Origin of the sequence: Sporofaciens musculi, assembly GCF_009830285.1 — a bacterium.
Classification (GTDB): Bacteria; Bacillota; Clostridia; order Lachnospirales; family Lachnospiraceae; genus Sporofaciens; species Sporofaciens musculi.
In genome coordinates this window covers 3,872,529-3,889,397 of sequence record NZ_WUQX01000001.1, presented here as the reverse complement: position 1 = coordinate 3,889,397, position 16,869 = coordinate 3,872,529, and the positions used below count along the sequence as shown (strand labels likewise).

Below are 16,869 nucleotides of genomic sequence, written 5' to 3'. Positions count from 1 at the left end.
GGTCCGGTCTGTTTCAAGGGCTGCGAAAAAATGTCCTTTTGCCTGTTCCTTTTGGTTTCAAAATGTCCGTCAATGGCTTCAATCAGCTTTGCAGCGGTGCAATTGATGATTTCAAGAGAGCTTTTCAGCTCGGCAAGCTCCCGTCCGCTGCTCCACCTGGCGAAATAGCCGAAGGAATAATACGTGTCAAGCCCGTAATGTTGGCAGACGGTAAAGGCGATACTTTCAGCCTGTACCTCGCGGGTGCGACGGTCGGGGCGTTCCGGCGCGTCGATAGCGGTATCATGTAGCGTTGCATGGGCGATTTCATGGATAGCAGTCTTGATATTCTGTAATTCGCTCATGCCCTCGTTGATGATTTTTTCTTTCCTCATAGGGCGTCCTTTTATGCTGCCTGTTTTCAAAGCCAACGGCAAAGGGCGACGTTTTTTCAAGGGCGGCAAAAAAATCCGGGTACTGTTCCACATTGCCCGTCAGCTCGGCGGCAAGTTGTTCTTTCCAAGTCTGCGCCACGTCAAAGACAGAAACGACAATAAACTTTGGTATCTTGATTTCCTGTACTTCGGTGACGGGCTTTCCGTCCGCGCCGATTATGGGCTGCTGCGTGTCCGTCAAGTTTTTCTACCTGCTTCCGTATGGTCTTTTCGGTAGGGGCGATAATCCGTATTCCTTTCATCTGCCTTTACATGGCGGTTGATAAGCGGGTCTTTCCATGCGTTGAAGCCCATGACATGGGTAGCGTCGGGGGCTTGCATGGCGATTAAGACGGTGTTCCGCAAGCTGTACGTTGGAAACTTTGACATGACGCGCAGATAGTCCGCATAGCGTTCACTGTCAAACAGTTCTGTAATGCCGCGTTCCAGGTGGGCGGCAATCTCTTTCAGCTTCCCGTCGGAAGTGTCGGCGGTAGGGATAATCGGGATAACCGGGCGCGGTTCGGCAGCGGGCGGGCTGCATTGCGGCAGCGTCAAAATCTTCTTTTTCCGGGTCGGGGCGTTCTGGCTGCGGGGGCTGCGGCGTTACCCGGTATTCCTGTGGCACGTCGCGCCCGTCGTACCATTCTGTAAAGGTGTTGCGGTTGTTGTAGATATAGCCCTTTTCGGTAAACATACCGTCGTCGTTAATGGAAGCGTCCCGCCCGTATTCCTCATACATGAAATACCGTTTCACTTCGTCGGATAGCTCCGGTTCTTCCAGTTCGTCAACCAGATAATGCCCGTATTCTTCTTCACTGTGGACGGACGGATAAAGCCAGTAGCAGTCAAGGTTCTGTGCAAGGTTGATGATGTCCTGTAAGCTGTCGGCATGGTCGCCGTATTCAATGGCTGCAATGAATTTCTCCCGGTCGTCGTCAAACTGCATTTCCAAGAGCTTTCCTAAATAGTTCAGCTCGTCGGGGTGGGAATACTCGCTTAAATGTTCCGTCAAGCCGGGGATAGGGGATTGAAATTCTGTGAAATGCCATTCCTCATAGTGCTTGAAGTCAATCCCGATACGGTCAAAGACTTCTTTCAGATGTTCGGCAGTCGTGGGGAACGTCACCCATTCGCCCGCGGGTCTGCCCTCGGTGTACTTTCCAAGATTGGAAAGATAGCCGCTTAAAATCGGTTCTGCCATTTGTTCTGCTCCTTTCTTCGTTCATCATGCGGTGCATAAGCTCGTAATCTTCAATGCTCTGTGCTCCCGTCAAATACATAGGGGTTAAAATCCTCACCGTCCCGGTAGGGCTTTTCGGAAAAGGGAAGCCCCGCTTCATGGGCGGCGGCTCTCGCTTCCTCGATAACCTCCGGGGGAAGCCTGTCGTCATGCGCCCCGATAAAACCGTCAATGTCGTTCATGCTGTTTTCGTAGTGGTAGCGCACTCCGGCGGTCAGCTCGTCAAGGCTCATGTCCTCGCCTAAATGCCCGCAGTAATAGCCGTTTAAGATAACGGCGGCGGGGTCGGTGCTTTGATTTCCTCTAACCGGCTCCTGTCCTCCGGGTAGAGGGTGTCGTCCATATCAAGATGAAAATATTCCGCGTTCCATGAACGCCCCTGTTTCCAGAACGCTACCCATGCGATACCGTCCCTAAGCTCGTCTTGATAGTCCTTTACGGTGTCCCGTAAACTTGCCATAAATGAAAACCTCCTTTCTCTGCGTCAGCGTCACAAGCTGCATTTTTGGCTGCATAGCCTACTACGGCACACCCGCATTTCTGCCAAAGATTTATGAAAATTTTCAGAGGGTGAAGCCCTCCGCAAAAAGAGGGTTTGGGAAACTTCCCAACAAGCAAAATCCCCGTCCGGCGCGTCAGCGGCAGGACAGGGATTTACGGAAGTGGGTACCCGCTTCCTATGCTTGCTATTCAAGTTTTTAGTTCTTCTGTACTTCGATACGGTAGTTGACGTATTTCCCGCCAGTGTCAGCCAAAACGATAGTTCCGTCGTAGGTCTTGCCTGTTTTCGGGGAGTAGAGCTTCTTCACATTCGCCTTGCCGGATTTAAGGAGCGCGGCGGCAATCTTCGCGGAAAAAGCGGTCTTGCGTTCCTCGAAAAAGCGGTCGTTCTTCCACATGACAAAGGCACATTCTTTGTTGCCGCAATAATAGTTTTTCTTCCCCTCATGGACGGGAGAGCCGCAACGGGGGCATTTGCCGACAGAGGGCTTTTCCTCCCGGAACAAATCCTTTTTCCCGTCCAGTGCTGCGGCGTGTGTCTGCACAAGCTCCCGCGCCATAGCTTCAATGCCGGACAGAAATTCGCCGGGGTCTGCGGCTCCCTTTGCTATCTGCGTCAGATTGTTTTCCCATTCTGCGGTAAGCTGTGGGGAAGTGAGCATATCCGGCAGCACTGATATAAGGGCGGCTCCGTTCTGCGTGGGGATAAGCTGCTTCCCCTTGCGCTCCGCAAAGCCGCCCTTTACCAGTTTTTCAATGACGGCGGCGCGGGTGGCGGGAGTGCCAAGCCCCCGGCGTTCCGCGTCCGGGTCAGTGTCCCCGTTCCCGGCGCGTTCCATAGCCGACAAAAGGCTTGCTTCGCTGTGGGGCTTCGGCGGCGTTGTGGTATGCTCCGTTACTTTTGCGGCGGGGTTTTCAAAGCCCTGTCCCTCGGAAAGCTCCGGCAGCGTCACGTCTGCATTTTCCCCGTCCTCTGCTTCGGGCTTGTCTTTCAGCGTCGCCCGGTATCTGCGTTCAAGCTCTTTCCAACCCTCCGCAAGTACGGTCTTTCCTTTTGCGGTGAAGTCTGTCCCGGCGCATGAGAAAACCGCCGTAACCGCTTCATAAATATGCGGCTCGGCGGTGGCAAGGAGCAGACGCGCCCCCGCAAGGGTAAGGATATTTTTCGCTTTCCGGCAGCGTGTCCGGGTCAGCCTTTGCAAGCTCCATAGTGGGAATGATTGCGTGGTGGTCTGATACTTTTTACTGTCTAATACCTTTGCAACCTCCGGCGTGAAATTTACGCCCGCCATAAAGGGGAGCTTGTCACAAAGCAGCGCGATAATGCCCGCTGCGGTGCCGCCCATGTCGTCAGTAAGATAGCTGCTGTCTGTCCTCGGATAAGTAAGGAGCCGCTTTTCATAAAGGGCTTGTGCAAGGTCAAGGGTCTGCTTTGCGGTGTAGCCGAAAATGCGGTTCGCTTCCCGCTGCAAAGAGGTAAGGTCAAAGAGCTTCGGCGAGGCTGCGGTTTTCTTCTCTCTGGTAAGGGAAACGCATACCGCCGTTTCTGTTTCGCAAGCTCCTTTCAGCGCGTCGGCTTCTGCCTTGTCTGAAATCCTTTCGCTTGCCGCTTCCGCGCCGGATAAATCAAGGCGAACATGATAATATTTTTCTTTCTGGAAATGGGAGATAGCCACGTCCCGGTCGGTGAGCATTTTTAAGGTCGGGGTCTGGACGCGCCCCACGTTCAAGGTCTTTCCATACAGGCAGGAGAAAAGCCGGGTGGCGTTAATGCCGATAAGCCAGTCAGCCTTTGCGCGGCAGAGGGCAGACGCAAAGAGCGCGTCATAGTCCCGCCCGTCTTTGAGGGAAGCAAAGCCCGCCTTAATCGCCCCGTCCTCCATTGAGGAAATCCACAAGCGGCGCATGGGCTTCTTGCAGCCCGCCGTTTCGTAGACAAAGCGGAAAATCAATTCACCCTCGCGCCCCGCATCACACGCATTTACCACTTCGGAAACGTCGGCGCGGTGCATAAGCTCTTTTAGGGTTTTGAATTGCTTCCCCTTGTCCGGGTCAACGGTGTACTGCCATTCCTCCGGCAGAATGGGTAAGCTGTCAAGCTGCCATTTCCTGTACTGTTCCCCGTAGGCGGCAGCTTCCGCAAGCTGTACCAAATGCCCGACGCACCATGAAATGAGGTAGCCGCCGCCCTCGATATATCCGTCTTTCTTTTCTTTAACGCCAAGCGCGGCGGCGATAGTCTGCGCCACGCTCGGTTTTTCTGCAATCACAAGTCTAAGTGCCATGAAAAAATCCTCCTTTCAGCGTTCCGGCTCGCTTGCCTTTTTCTCCTGTATCTGTTTCAGACAGTAGCCCACACAAGGGAGCTGCCCTTTGTACGGGCAGGAAGCGCAAGCCGGGGAATGGGGAACGGGCGGCGCATTGTCACGCCGCCCGCCCGGTCTTTGTATCATCATCTTTTCAAAGGGATTGTCGGTAAACAGGGTCATGCTTCCTCGTCCTCCTGTTCTTCATCAGAAAGCCCGTCCCCCTCGTCCGGCTCCGGCTCGTCCTCGTCGTAATCGTCAAAATCGAAATCTTCAAGGTCGGTGTCGCCCTTGACGCTCTGCTTCGGTTTCATAAACTTAAAATAATAGAACGCGCCCCCGCCGCCAAGAAGTGCCACGACAAGGAAAAGCACAAGCCCGCCTGTATTGCCTTTCTCTTTGGGCTGCTCTGTTGGTTCCTCGGTTTCCGGCTCCGCTTCCTTGCCGCTGCAAGCGGTCATGTTGTCCTTGCAGACGGGGCAGCTCACATTCACTTTCCCGGCTTCGCATTTCTCGGTACAACTGCAAACGGCGGGCGGGGCTGCTTCGGTGCTTCCGTCCTCCATAAGTGCTAAGAGGTCGGCTTCGTCCACTTGATTAAGGAAATGTACGGTGTCCTCGCCCTCGTCGTCCCGGTCAATGAGGATATAAAAGTAATTGCCGTTTTTGGTCGTTACGGTGATAAGCTGCTTGTTGCCGCCGAAATCGTCTACAAGGGTCGCGTTCCCGTCCGGGGTAAGGGGTTCTTCCTTTTGGGGTTCCTCGTAGACAACGCCGCTGTCGTTGGTGTCGTCCTCTCCCTCCGGGGTCTGTGCAAAAGCGGTAACGGAAAAGCCGCCCATAAGTACAAGGGCGGCGCAAAGTGCGGTCAGTGGTCTAAGGATTTTCTTATTCATTCTCGGTGTCCTCCATTTCTTCGTTGTCGTGGTCTGCGGGTTCTGCGGGGTAGCCCGGCGCGGCTTCCATGCCCGGAATACCGCCCCCGGAAAGCATAGCGGAAAGCTCATGCGGGGAAAGGCGCATGGAGCGCACAAGCTGTACGATTTGCAGGTTTTCCGCTTCGGTTTTCTGCGCTTCAAGCCCCTTAATTTGTTCTGGTACTCGGTGATTTTCTCGCGGGTCTTTGCAATCTCCTTGTCGATACGTTCAATTTTGTTCATAGCCATCAATAAATTTCTCCTTTCAGATTTTCTGTGTTATGTTTGTTTTTAGTTCCGGTTCATCAGCCCGTAGCCTTTAATACAGGAGTAATTAACGGGGTAGCTCTTTATCTTGCAGGCGTCGCCGGAATTGCCCTCGACGGTATAGACGCGCTCCCCGTCCGTTCCGATAACAAGCCCCACATGGTCTGCGCTCCCGTCCCCGTCCCAGTCGAAAAAGATAGCGTCGCCGGGGGCGATATTCTCATAGCCCCTCGCGCCCCATTGCCCGCGTGACTGGAACCAGGGTACGCCCTGTGACTGGCACCCGGCAAAGCGCGGCTCGCTCTTTCCGGCTTGATTGTAGCACCATGAAACGAAACAGGCGCACCATTCCACGCGGCTGTTAAATCCGTACCAGCTCCAAAGGGTCGCCCGCCCACGTTGCCGACTTGCTGCTTCGCAAGGTCTACAACGGCGGTGTTGCCGGGGCGTGTGCCGTTTACAAGCTGTACGCCGCTTAAATCCTCGGACGCGCCCATATCGGGGGAGCCGCCGCCAAAAATCAGCGGCTTGTTTCCGCTTGTTTCCAGATAGACGCGGTACATTTCAAGCTGCTCCGGCGTTAGAAGTTCCTCCGCAATCTCGGAAATGGGCTTGTTCGTCAGTTTCACGTTGAGGATATGGTACTCGTAGGGTACTTCCTCGGTGGTGGTTTCCCCTGTTTCCGGGTCGGTGCTTGTTTCTGTGCGGTAACGGATTTCCGTTTCTTCCGTCAGCGTCAAAGTGTACTGCATGGCAAAGACGCGGTTTAATTCTGCCTGTGCGCTCTGCGGGGTGTAGGTCTGTAAAAGGGCGGTGAGGTAGGACGCTAACTCATGGGGGTTATGCCCGATACTGTCAAGGTCATAGCGGTATTCGTCATAGCCGGGGTGGGTGCTTTCGATATTGTCAATCTGCTGCTGAAGCTCGTTTTCCTTTGCGGCGTAATTATTTTCCGTCGCCACAAGGTCGCTGTCCTCCGACGTGTAGGAAGTCCCAAGTATGCCGTTCATCAAGCCGGAGAACATGGAACCGCAAGAGGAAAGCCCCGCCGATACCATGATGAATAAGAGCAGCGCGGCAACGGCGATACATACGCCCGCCGGGTGCCGCCCTACAAAAGCGATTGCCCGTTTGGTTTCCTCGGTGGTTTTCTTTGCCGCTTTCCTTGTATTCTCCGCTGCCTTTTTTGCTGTGGCTGTGCCCCCTTTTTTCGCTGCCTTTGCATACTGCCGCTTGATTTGCTGCTTCTGCATGAAGCGGGAAAGGGGATTGCCCGCAATCTGCGGATTGTCATGCAGGGCTTTATGGTACTGGAAATCCACATTCGCCTTGAACGCCGCTTTCTCTGCCTTTGACGCCGCCCGGTAGGGTTTCAGCTTGTGGCTGCGGTAGCCCTCCTTGACTTTCCGCGCCCCGTACTTTGCGCCGCGCTCTGCCAGTTCTTCGGATTTGTGCGCCCCCTCAACGCCGGAATTGTCCTTTTCAACGGAATGTATCTTGTTGTGGACGAAAATACCCGCTTCCTGTGCGGGGCGGGATAGCGGGTTATGGTGGGGTTTGTTCTTTCCTATGGGCTTTTCCCGTTCCTCAAAGCGTAGGCGGGTCTTGCCTTTCCCGGTGGTTTCATCAAAGGTGCGCTCCCGTACAAGTTTCTTTTCTTTGGGGATAGCCGCCTTTGCAGCGTCCAGACGGTCGGCTGCTTTGTCCGATTTTCGGATATACTTTTCAAGCTCCGGCGTTGCCCGTTCCTCGTCGGTAAACTGCAAACGGGAAGATTTTTCTTTTGCTGTGGCTTCTGCCTGTGCCTTCCTCGCCGCCTTTTTGCTCGCCTTTCTGGTACGCGCCCCGTCGATACGCTCCAAGACGCGCTCGGCTGCGGCGGTGTCCTGTTCCCGTTCTGCCCCCGGCACATGGGGAAGCGGCGGCGTGTCGGTTAAGGGCGGGGAAGTTGCACCGCCCGGTAGGGGCTGCGCTGCCTGTTCCGGCTGCGGCGGGGCTTCGGTCTTTGCAAAGTCCGCGTCCCTTATCCGCTTGCTGATACGTTTCTTTTTCCCGGTGGCGGCGTTTACCTCGACAGCCCCCTCGCGGGTCATTTTCTGCGTGACTTTTTCACGCGCTTTATATTGTTTTATGTGTCTGTCCCTCCAATCCGCGCCCTTGCAAGGGCGCAATACTCGGCGTTTATCTCAATGCCTATATAATGCCTGTCAAGCTGCTTTGCGGCTGCCCCCGTCGTGCCGCTGCCGAAAAAGGGGTCAAGCACAACGCCGCCTTTCGGACAGCCCGCCTTGATACAGGTTTCGGCAAGTTTTGGCGGGAACGCGGCGAAATGCCCGCCCTTGTAGGGAACGGTATTGATAAGCCACACGTCCCGCCTGTTCCGCATGGTCGGCATGAGGGCTTCGTCGTAGTAGCTGCCGCTTCTCGCCCGGTTAAGCCCCTGTACGTTCCCCTGTCCGGGTACTTCGTCCGCATATTTCTGTCCCGCGCTGCGCCCGGTGCGGTACCGCGCCGCCGTTGTGGGGGCTAACGGCTCGGCTATGGCGGCTGCGTCATAGAAATATTTCTTTGACTTCGTAAGCAGAAAGATATGTTCATAGCAGCGGGTAGGGCGGTCTTTCACGCTCTCCGGCATGGGGTTTTCTTTCTGCCAGATAATGTCGCTCCTTAAATACCACCCGTCAGCGCGTAGGGCAAAAGCTAAAAGCCAAGGGATACCGATTAAGTCCTTTTGTTTGCAGCCGGAAACGCGGTTGTTTCTTGCAATCTGCTGTCCGTTCCTCCCTTTCGGGTTCTTCGGGTCTGCATGGTAGCCCTTGTTCCCTGTGCCGCAGTAGGTGTCCGCGATATTCAGCCAGAAAGTGCCGTCAGAACGCAGTACCCGGCGCAGCTCGCGGAAAACCTCGGTCAGCCTGTCAATGTACTGCTCCGGCGTGTCCTCCCTCCCAATCTGCATATCAAGCCCGTAATCTCTAAGTGCGTAGTAGGGCGGGCTTGTGACGCAACAGTGTACGCTTTCCTCTGGAAGCTCCCGCAAGGCATAGAGCGCGTCCCGGTTGATGATGGTGTCAGTTTTCAGCCCGTTCATGCTTCGCCCACTTCCTCCGGCTTCGTCGTCATTACCCGGTAAAGCTCGGTGTCTTTCGGGAAACGGTCTACAAAGGGCAGCACCACGTTCCCGTAGAAGATAAGCCCCTCGCCCGCTTCGGTGTGGGTGACATATTTCATCTGCTGCGGGGAGATGTTGAGCTGCTTTGCAAGGATAGCCCGGTCGCCCGCCGCCTGATTGAGCATGAGGACAAAATCAGAGTTTTCAAAGATATTCTCCACTTCGCGGGAAGCAAGCAAATCCTTGACGTTCTGCGTAATGGCTGTGGGTATGCCGCCCCATTTACGGAAACGCTTCCAGATTTCAACGGAATAGGCGGCGGTCTGTTCCTCTTTCAAGAGAAGATGAAATTCGTCCATAAAATACCGGGTGGATTTCCTTTCTGCCCGGTTGACGGTGACGCGGTTCCATACCTGGTCCTGCACAATGAGCATACCTAACTTTTTGAGCTGCTTCCCAAGCTGCTTGATGTCAAAGCAGACAAGGCGGTTGTTCAGTTCCACGTTGGTACGGTGGTTAAATACGTTAAGGCTCCCGGAAACATAAAGCTCCAATGCCGCCGCGATACGCGCCGCTTCCGGCTCCGGCTGCTTCAAAAGCTCGTCGTAGAGGTCGCCCAAAATCGGCATTTTCTCCGGGGCGGGGTCTGCAAGGAAAGGGCGGTACACGTTCCTAACGGCGCGGTCAATGACGGTCTTATCGACGGGCTGCAAGCCCTCCTTGCCGCCTATGACAAGCTCGCAGAGGGAGAGGATAAAGTCGGATTTCAGCGCAAGGGGGCTGTCGTCCTCGCTGTAATTAAGGTTAATATCCATAGGGTTTACATACTGGGGTTTCCCGTCAATGCCCTTGCCCGTAGGCGACAAGCGTATCACTTGCCCGTCAAGCCGCTGCACAAGGGAAAAATACTCTGCTTCCGGGTCGCAGATAATTATGTCGTCGTCTGTAATGAGGAAAGCGTTTGTCATTTCCCGTTTGGCTGCAAAGGATTTCCCGCTTCCCGGCGTACCCAAGATTAAGCCGTTGGGGTTTTTAAGCTGCTTGCGGTCGCAGAGTATCATGTTGTTAGACAGGGCGTTTAAGCCGTAGTATAAAGCCGCGCCAGATTGAAAAAGCTCCTGTGTGATAAAGGGGATAAAGATAGCGGTGCTTGACGTGGTAAGCCCCTTTGAATGGGGATAAGGTTCTCCCCAAGCGGTACAGAGGACATAAGCCCCGCTTCCTGTTGGTAGTCAAGGCGGGTTAAGGCGCAGTTGTTCTTCTGTGCTATACCCGCCGCCGCGAACACGTCATTTTCCAGTTTCCTTTTTGTGTCTGCCATGTTCACCACAAGGAACGTCAAAAGGAACATTCTTTCATTCCGGCTCTGCAAGTCCTGTAAGAGATTTTTCGCTTCGCTGCCGAAAGTGGCAAGGTCGGACGGGATTATATCCATGTCATAGCCGCTGCGTACCGCTTTTTTCTGTTCCTCGATTTTCATTTTGTCAAGGTCGGTGATTTTCCGCTTGATTGTCTTTATGGCTTCGGTCTGGTCGATACTGTGGATATGCAGATTGACGATAACGCCCGTTTCCAAGTCCAGAATATCCGATAAGATACGGTCGTTTAATTCCGGCGCAAGGATTTCAAGGAATGAAACCGCGCCGATTTTGCGCCCCATGCGGAAATACCGCCCCTCGCCAAAACGGAAAGAGGACGGGGCGATAAAGTCCTTTGTGGAAAGCCCGGACGGGGCAAGCCATGAAAAATCAAAGGCAAACTGCCCGCCCTCCGGGTGGAAAATGCCATGCAGCATTTTAAGGCGTTCATAGCCTGTCATGGGGCGGGCAGCTACGCCCAAGAGCTTAAAGTTGTTCAGTACGTCCGTTTCGATACGGGCAAGGCGGGATTTCGCCGCGCCCAGACTGTCGGCTTCAATGGCAAAGGTGATATATTTTGCTTTGACAAGCCCGTTGTTGCCCTTTGCAAGCTGGTTTTTCAGCATATCCCGGTATTCTGTTCGGATAGAATTGAAAGCGTCCTCCTGTGCCGGGATATTGACCGCTTTTTCCGCTTCGCCCCGCTGCGTCCCCTGATTGATGAAAGAGAGCTGCACCGAAACGGAAGCGTCAAAGTAGTTTAGGAAGTCGCACCAGTTCTCAAAAATGGCGGTCTTGTCGTCTGCCTGTGCAAGCTGATAGTTAATATCTTCAAAGGCGACGGTCTTTGAATATTTCCGTCCCGTAACCTTGCAGATACCGTCCGGGTACATCTGGATATAGGGGATTGTCTGCTGCGCGGTGTGCGCTTTCCCGTCGCCCTTTGCCTGTCTGATGATTTCCGCAATCTGCTTTTTCTCGGCGCGGGTGAGCTTGCGGGGCGGGTTAGGCTTTGCGCTTCCCGCCGCGCTGTTTCTTCGTGTTTCCTTTTGCAATCGCTGATACCTCCTTTTCAAGTTTTCTCTGCCGTTCTAAGACGGAATAAAAGTTGTCTGTCCTGTATGGTCGTTCTTTGGGGGCTATGAATTTCGTCTGAATTATGTTCTTCACCACCACTTCAAGGGGCTGTCCATGCTTTTCATACATGGCGAACAGGAAACAGGGCAGCATGACGGCAATCATAGCCATAGACGCAAGGCTTGTGCCTGTGCTGTCTTTGAGCAGAAAGAAAAGCGGCAAGCCGAACAGGAGAGCCGCCGCAAAACATACAATCTGCCGTTTGGTAAGGTTGAACGCTACTTTTGTCTTGACTTTGGATAAATCTTTGGGTACGGGTACATACGCCAAGTGAAAACCTCCTTTCTCTGGGTTTGGTGTTGCTGTAATCTCCCATAAGGGTAATCAAGGCAAAGGTCAATTTATGCCCTTTGCCCGCCCGTATTTTATGGGGGTTATCCGCGTCAAGGTCGGGTCGTATTTTCGCCGCTTCGCTCTGAAAATCTCCACCCTATCCTTGACACGCCGCTAATGCGCGGAGAATATCGACTTCGCCAGTGCGCCGGATTTGAACAGGGAGAAACAGAGGATAACGGTATAGGCTGCAAGGGAGAATATCGCGCTGTGCAGATTGTCCGCTATTATCATGTTGTTCACCAGTACGGCGTAAATGCCGACGCATATCATTATGAGGAAGCCTTGAAAACCGATAGCGAACAGGGATTTGAGGTAGTTGTTTCCTATCTGCCCCCATTCCCGGTTCGTCATAGTTGCAAACGGGATAGGCGATACCGAACAGTAAAGGTAAATCTCTATCATTCTTCCGTAGAGGATAACGGTTATCAGTACGGACATGATTTTCATGCACAAGCTCACAAGGCTTGTTTCCATGACAAGTAAGAGCAGTTCGGGGATTTCCATAGCGTCAAGCCCGTCCTGCATGGAAGCAAGGGCGGCGGCAACATCAATCTCTGTGCTGCCGCCGATAACCCCCCCCGCCGCGCCGGAAACAACGTGCTGCGCCATATCGAACACCGCCATAGTGATGTCAAAGGTGTGCGTCACAAGGTAGACTGCCACAAACGCCTTGAACACCCACTTGAAGAACATGGAAGTGTCAACGTCGTGCATATTGTTCTTTTCCGTTACCATGCTGATAAGCTCATAGCATAGGACGTAGGTAATGACAAGCCCCGCAATGGGTACGATTACATTCTCACTAAGGGTCTGTATCATGGAGAATATATTTGCGTTCCACCCTTGCGGGGTCTGCCCTACCTCTGCGGCGATAGTGCCGACTTTTTCGTTTACGTCCCCGAACATAGTTGACAGATTACCGTTTATGGCTCCTATGAGGATTTCCTTTATCCATTCGTTAATCGCGTCAAGTATGCTCTGCATAAGCCTTTACCCGCGCTTCTTAACCGAACAAGCCGGAAAGCAGCGGTACAAGGGTCATGCCGATAAGGGCAACGCCGCCGCCCGCCATAAGCTGTGTTATCCCCAATTAGTAGGAACAATACAGCTTTCTGGCGGGCGGCGGCACGTCAAGAAATATATATGGAGTTTTTAAAGAATCCCCCGGAGCAGGGGAGCGGTCAGCCTGTGACCTGCTCCACTTCCGGTATGGGTTTGAGATTAAAATGAATTTCGATAGAAATGTGTCTTGTTTTGTCGCTGTCTATGGTTTCATGGACAACGATTTCTTTAATCAGGCGGTTTAAGGTGGAAGCGTCCAGCTCGGTGATGTCCCGGTATTCCTGTATGGATTCCACCCACTGCCTTGCGTCCACGGCAAGCCGGATTTCATCGGCAAGGCGTTTCCGGCCTTCCTCAGCCTTGGCTTTTAATTCCGCCTGTTCCTTCTGTGTCTTTTCCAGCAGGAGATTGAAGTTTTCTTCTGTGATTCGTCCGGCTACCATATCCTCATAGAGCCGCAATACCATCTTTTCCAGCACTTCAATCCGTTCTTCGTCTTTGGCAAGGGTGCGCTCCATCGCTTCCCGCTGGTCTTTCTGTCTGGCATGGCAGGTATCGGTCAGCCGTCCGGCTACTGCTTCACTGTCTGTCAGGGCAGCGGCGGCGCACTCCCGGATTTTGTTCAGCACAAGGGAATAGAGCGTGTCAAACTCAACCCGGTGCTGTGTGCAGTGCTGCTTCCCATAGGCATTGTAGGTCTTGCAGGAGAAAATCCGCTTCGGGAACTTCTCATGCGTGGTGCGGATAGTAAGAGCCTTTCCGCACTCCCCACATTTTATCAGCCCTGCAAAGAGGTTGATTTCCCCGGATTTGCCCGGTCGCTGGCGGGATTTCAGTTTTTCCTGCACAATCGCAAAGTCCTTTTTGTCCACCAGTGGCTCATGCGTCCCCTCCACCACAATCCAGTCCTCCGGCTTCTTATCCCGGATAGTGCCGATTTTAAAGCGGTACTCGGTCTTTTGGGAAGCGATTGCACCTGTGTAAACGGGGTTCATCAGGATTTCCTTAATCACGGAGAAGTCCCAGACGTACCGCCCGTTCTCCGGGTCTTTCTTTTCCCATTTGGTGCGGATGTTCCGGTGTCCCCGCTTCCGGTTCCACCATGTGGGGCAGGGGTGCTTCCCTTCCTCCAGCCTGCGCCGGATGTAGTTGGGGCCGTGGCCGTCCAGCGCATATCCGAAAATCAGCCGGACAACCGGGGCGGTTTCCACGTCAATGAGAAGGTGGTTCTTGTCCTCCGGGTCTTTCTTGTAGCCAAACGGGGCGATACAGCCGGTGAACTGGCCTTTCTGCGCCTTCAGCACATAGGAAGAATGGACTTTCTTGGAAATATCCTTGCTGTACATTTCATTCAGGATATTTTTAAAGGGCGCAATGTCGTTGTTGTCCCGCATGGTGTCGATACCGTCATTCATGGCGATGTAGCGCACACCGTTTCTTGGGAAGAAGTCCTCGATAAGCTGCCCTGTCTGCAAGTAGTTCCGTCCTAATCTTGATAAATCCTTTGTAATCACAAGGTTTACCTGTTTCCGCTCAATGGCTTTCAACATCCGTTTCAGGTCGGGGCGTTCCATGTTCAAACCGGTGAAGCCGTCGTCCTGATAGACTGCCGTAACCTCCCATCCCTGCTTCTGGCAGAACTTTTCCAGCATATCCCGCTGGTTCTCGATACTGGCACTCGTCCCGTCAAGGTCGTCGTCCTTGGACAGCCTGCAATAGATAGCTGCCCGGAAGCTCCCGGCAAGAAGTGTGTCCATTCCTGTATATCCAAAAGTGTTCATCATAACCGTTTACCCGCACAATCCAGACGGAACACGGTCACTTGGAACCTCACCTTTATTATATCCTATTTCTTGTGATTTAGCAAGATAATCTTTATCTGTTTTTCTGCTGTGTTTCTGTGCGATAAGGCTCACGAAAACGTCCGTAGCGTCCAGCTCGCCGTCAAATACTGTGGTGACATGAATCTCTGTTTTATTTTTCGCCATAGGCAGTTGTCCTCCATACATGAAAACAGCCAGACAGGGAAGGTCGGCAACGAAGTCCGGCAACGGGCTTCAAAAAACCTTGGAACTAATCCTTGTCTGGCGGTTGGGTTATTTTATACTTTTTCTTTTATTTTTCTGTTGCTTTGGTTGTTAAAGGGGAGAAAAGCCGACAGTTACGGGATTTTCCCCGGCAACCGGCCCGGCAACGGGATAGCAACGAAGTGTGCAACGGGCTGTCATTTGCCGGATTTTTTCAGAAAGGAAGCTCCATCTGCTCCGGCACAGGCGTAAATCCTTCTGGGGTTTTTCCCGCCCCGTTGCCAGTGTCCGTTGCCGATTTTTCCCGTTCCCATCCTTTCTGCCTGCCGTACCCGGCGAACATCCGGGGATTGGAGAAATACTTCCAGCCGGTGACGCACTGGTTCATTATCTCGTTGATTTCCCGGATTTCCCATTGTTTCGGCTCGTCAAAAGCGTGGTTTAAGGCTTCTTTGTAAAGCTGTTTGGAGCAGATGGTATCGCCGGGGCAGCTGTCAAGGAAAGCCTGAATCATCCCGGCCTTGGTGTCCTCCGGCATAAAGTCCCGCTGGCGTTCCTTTAGATAGCGCACCATTTCCGGGCTGAATGTCAGCTTCCATCTGCCGCTTTTGTAAATCTCCATCGCTTCCGCCCATACCTGGTTTAAATAGGCTCTGGAAGCGGCTTCATCCTCTAAAATGTGTGTTTCCGCCTGTTCCGGGCATACCTGTATGGGGATAAAGCGGCGGTTGCCGGAACGGTCAAGGGGCAGGAAGTCAAGGGCGTTGGATGTGCCGCCGAACACGCACTGTCTTAGGCGGTCTGCCGGGTGGGTTTCGTAGGGTATTTTGTAGACTTCCTTCTGGCGGCTCAAAAAGGACTTGATTTCCTCTATGCTCTTTGCATTTGCGGTGGCAATCATCTCCGACATTTCGATTATCCAGTGACCTTGTAGCTTCCGGTATACATTGTCATCGTCCAGCTTCCGCAAATCATCGGAGAACCACTCATCTTTGATTGCCAGCAGACGGAAGAAGGTGGACTTCCCGGCTCCCTGCCCGCCTACCAGACAGAGCATGACTTCAAACTTGCAGCCGGGAGAAAATGCCCGGTGGATGGCTCCCAACAAGAACAGGCGCAGGGATTGGAAAGTATACTCGTCCTCACCGGCTCCTAAAAAATGCCGCAGGCAGGAGCGTATCCGTTCGGTTCCGTCCCATGTCAGGCTGTTTAAATACTCCCGGACAGGGTGGTAGCTGTTCTGGTGGGCGGCAAGGTCGGCGGCATCCTGTATCTTTTTTTCGCTTGTCAGGCCGTAGGTTTCTTCCAGATACAGACGGATATATTTCATGTCCGTATCGGTCATGGGGCTGCCTTGATTCCTCTTGTAGCCGACAGGCTTTAAAATATCCGTGCGGTCAGTCAGCAGGTTGTAGGCAACCGCCCCGGACAGGAGCGGGTCGCACTGGAACACGGTCAGGCAGTTGCTTATGCTGTTGCGGAAGCCGCCTTTTTCGGTGGTTTCCAGCATAGCCTTTACTTCTTCAACGCTCCGGGGCGGTTCGGTGCTGTCTGTCATGTTCACTATTTCCTGCCGTATCTGGGGCGGTAAATTCTGCCATTCGTCTTTCAAGGTTCCTCACTTCCTTTCCGTGTCCTGTTATAAGCGCCGCCCGCTCCTGAATATCCCCGGAGAGAAGCACGTCCATCAGGTATTCCACCCGGCTCATGTTCTGCATGGCTTCCACAAACCGGGGGTTCCATGCTTCATCGGGCTGGCGTGGGGCGTATTCCTCCTTCCAGCGGCGCAGGAGATGGTAATAGTCGGACAGCACCCGGAAACAATGCCGCTCCATACGCTTAAATTTCTGTTCCTCCGTTTCCCTCCGCAGACGTGGCCGGATGGGCGGCTTCCCGGCATTCCTCCCGTCCTCATAGGGGATGGAGAAGTCCTGCGCCAGCATGAGGGCGGCTTCCTTACTGCCGATTCCATAAAAACGGGAAACAAAGTCAATCACGTCCCCGGTGGCTCCGCAGCCGAAACAGTAAAAGCGGCGGTCAACCTTCATGCTTGGGTTCTTGTCGTTGTGGAACGGGCAGACGCACATCCCATTCCGGTTTACATGGATTCCATAATGCTCCGCAGCCTGCCTTGTGGTGACGGACTGCTTCACGGCTTCAAATACGTTCAATAGGCGTTTCCTCCTGATAATC

General features: G+C 53.4%; 10 protein-coding genes and 5 pseudogenes. All 15 read right to left on the bottom strand.

The window, feature by feature from the left end; all coding sequences use genetic code 11:
• Positions 1-83 precede the first annotated feature (83 nt).
• Positions 84-2,116: pseudogene (locus GN277_RS32485) on the bottom strand (antirestriction protein ArdA); the annotation flags it as partial.
• 238 nt (positions 2,117-2,354) lie between these two features.
• Complete coding sequence (locus GN277_RS19860) at positions 2,355-4,442, bottom strand: DNA topoisomerase (protein ID WP_244324796.1); 2,088 nt, start codon at positions 4,440-4,442, stop codon at positions 2,355-2,357.
• Between the two features lie 15 nt (positions 4,443-4,457).
• Positions 4,458-4,646 (bottom strand): hypothetical protein, encoded by a 189-nt coding sequence (locus GN277_RS19855; protein ID WP_159752915.1) that lies wholly within the window; start codon positions 4,644-4,646, stop codon positions 4,458-4,460.
• Positions 4,643-5,359 (bottom strand): DUF4366 domain-containing protein, encoded by a 717-nt coding sequence (locus GN277_RS19850; RefSeq protein ID WP_159752913.1) that lies wholly within the window; start codon positions 5,357-5,359, stop codon positions 4,643-4,645. Before GN277_RS19850 ends, GN277_RS19855 begins: the two co-directional genes overlap by 4 nt.
• Positions 5,352-5,629: pseudogene (locus GN277_RS19845) on the bottom strand (DUF4315 family protein). The gene GN277_RS19850 and the pseudogene GN277_RS19845 overlap by 8 nt, the downstream one beginning before the upstream one ends.
• Before the next feature lie 42 nt (positions 5,630-5,671).
• Positions 5,672-7,740, bottom strand: a pseudogene (locus GN277_RS19840) (CD1108 family mobile element protein).
• A 35-nt stretch (positions 7,741-7,775) separates the two neighbouring features.
• On the bottom strand, positions 7,776-8,735 hold the full coding sequence (locus GN277_RS19835; RefSeq protein ID WP_159752911.1) for a DNA-methyltransferase: 960 nt from the start codon (positions 8,733-8,735) through the stop codon (positions 7,776-7,778).
• Positions 8,732-11,169: pseudogene (locus GN277_RS19830) on the bottom strand (VirB4-like conjugal transfer ATPase, CD1110 family). The gene GN277_RS19835 and the pseudogene GN277_RS19830 overlap by 4 nt, the downstream one beginning before the upstream one ends.
• The gene (locus tag GN277_RS19825) at positions 11,120-11,521 is read right to left on the bottom strand and encodes a PrgI family protein (protein ID WP_002569171.1); all 402 of its coding nucleotides are present in this window, start codon (positions 11,519-11,521) and stop codon (positions 11,120-11,122) included. Before GN277_RS19825 ends, GN277_RS19830 begins: the two are co-directional and overlap by 50 nt.
• Positions 11,522-11,698: 177 nt before the next feature.
• Complete coding sequence (locus tag GN277_RS19820; RefSeq protein ID WP_159752909.1) at positions 11,699-12,571, bottom strand: VirB6/TrbL-like conjugal transfer protein, CD1112 family; 873 nt, start codon at positions 12,569-12,571, stop codon at positions 11,699-11,701.
• A gap of 19 nt (positions 12,572-12,590) precedes the next feature.
• Positions 12,591-12,674 (bottom strand): annotated as a pseudogene (locus GN277_RS19815) (Maff2 family mobile element protein); the annotation flags it as partial.
• A gap of 94 nt (positions 12,675-12,768) precedes the next feature.
• On the bottom strand, positions 12,769-14,433 hold the full coding sequence (locus tag GN277_RS19810; RefSeq protein WP_159752906.1) for a recombinase family protein: 1,665 nt from the start codon (positions 14,431-14,433) through the stop codon (positions 12,769-12,771).
• 6 nt (positions 14,434-14,439) lie between these two features.
• The gene (locus GN277_RS19805; RefSeq protein WP_024728179.1) at positions 14,440-14,637 is read right to left on the bottom strand and encodes a hypothetical protein; all 198 of its coding nucleotides are present in this window, start codon (positions 14,635-14,637) and stop codon (positions 14,440-14,442) included.
• 253 nt (positions 14,638-14,890) lie between these two features.
• Positions 14,891-16,234: a virulence-associated E family protein gene (locus GN277_RS19795; protein WP_204162843.1), complete on the bottom strand. Its 1,344-nt coding sequence runs from the start codon at positions 16,232-16,234 to the stop codon at positions 14,891-14,893.
• Positions 16,200-16,847, bottom strand: a complete 648-nt coding sequence (locus GN277_RS19790) for a CHC2 zinc finger domain-containing protein (RefSeq protein ID WP_016304300.1) — start codon at positions 16,845-16,847, stop codon at positions 16,200-16,202. The genes GN277_RS19795 and GN277_RS19790 overlap by 35 nt, the downstream gene beginning before the upstream one ends.
• Between the last annotated feature and the right edge of the window lie 22 nt (positions 16,848-16,869).

What these genes read in the sequence shown, in the direction of transcription:
- GN277_RS19795 (WP_204162843.1), bottom strand. Translation starts at nt 16,234, where the DNA reads ATGACAGACAGCACCGAACCGCCCCGGAGCGTTGAAGAAGTAAAGGCT.
- GN277_RS19855 (WP_159752915.1), bottom strand. Translation starts at nt 4,646, where the DNA reads ATGACCCTGTTTACCGACAATCCCTTTGAAAAGATGATGATACAAAGA.
- GN277_RS19810 (WP_159752906.1), bottom strand. Translation starts at nt 14,433, where the DNA reads ATGATGAACACTTTTGGATATACAGGAATGGACACACTTCTTGCCGGG.
- GN277_RS19860 (WP_244324796.1), bottom strand. Translation starts at nt 4,442, where the DNA reads ATGGCACTTAGACTTGTGATTGCAGAAAAACCGAGCGTGGCGCAGACT.
- GN277_RS19835 (WP_159752911.1), bottom strand. Translation starts at nt 8,735, where the DNA reads ATGAACGGGCTGAAAACTGACACCATCATCAACCGGGACGCGCTCTAT.
- GN277_RS19850 (WP_159752913.1), bottom strand. Translation starts at nt 5,359, where the DNA reads ATGAATAAGAAAATCCTTAGACCACTGACCGCACTTTGCGCCGCCCTT.
- GN277_RS19820 (WP_159752909.1), bottom strand. Translation starts at nt 12,571, where the DNA reads ATGCAGAGCATACTTGACGCGATTAACGAATGGATAAAGGAAATCCTC.
- GN277_RS19805 (WP_024728179.1), bottom strand. Translation starts at nt 14,637, where the DNA reads ATGGCGAAAAATAAAACAGAGATTCATGTCACCACAGTATTTGACGGC.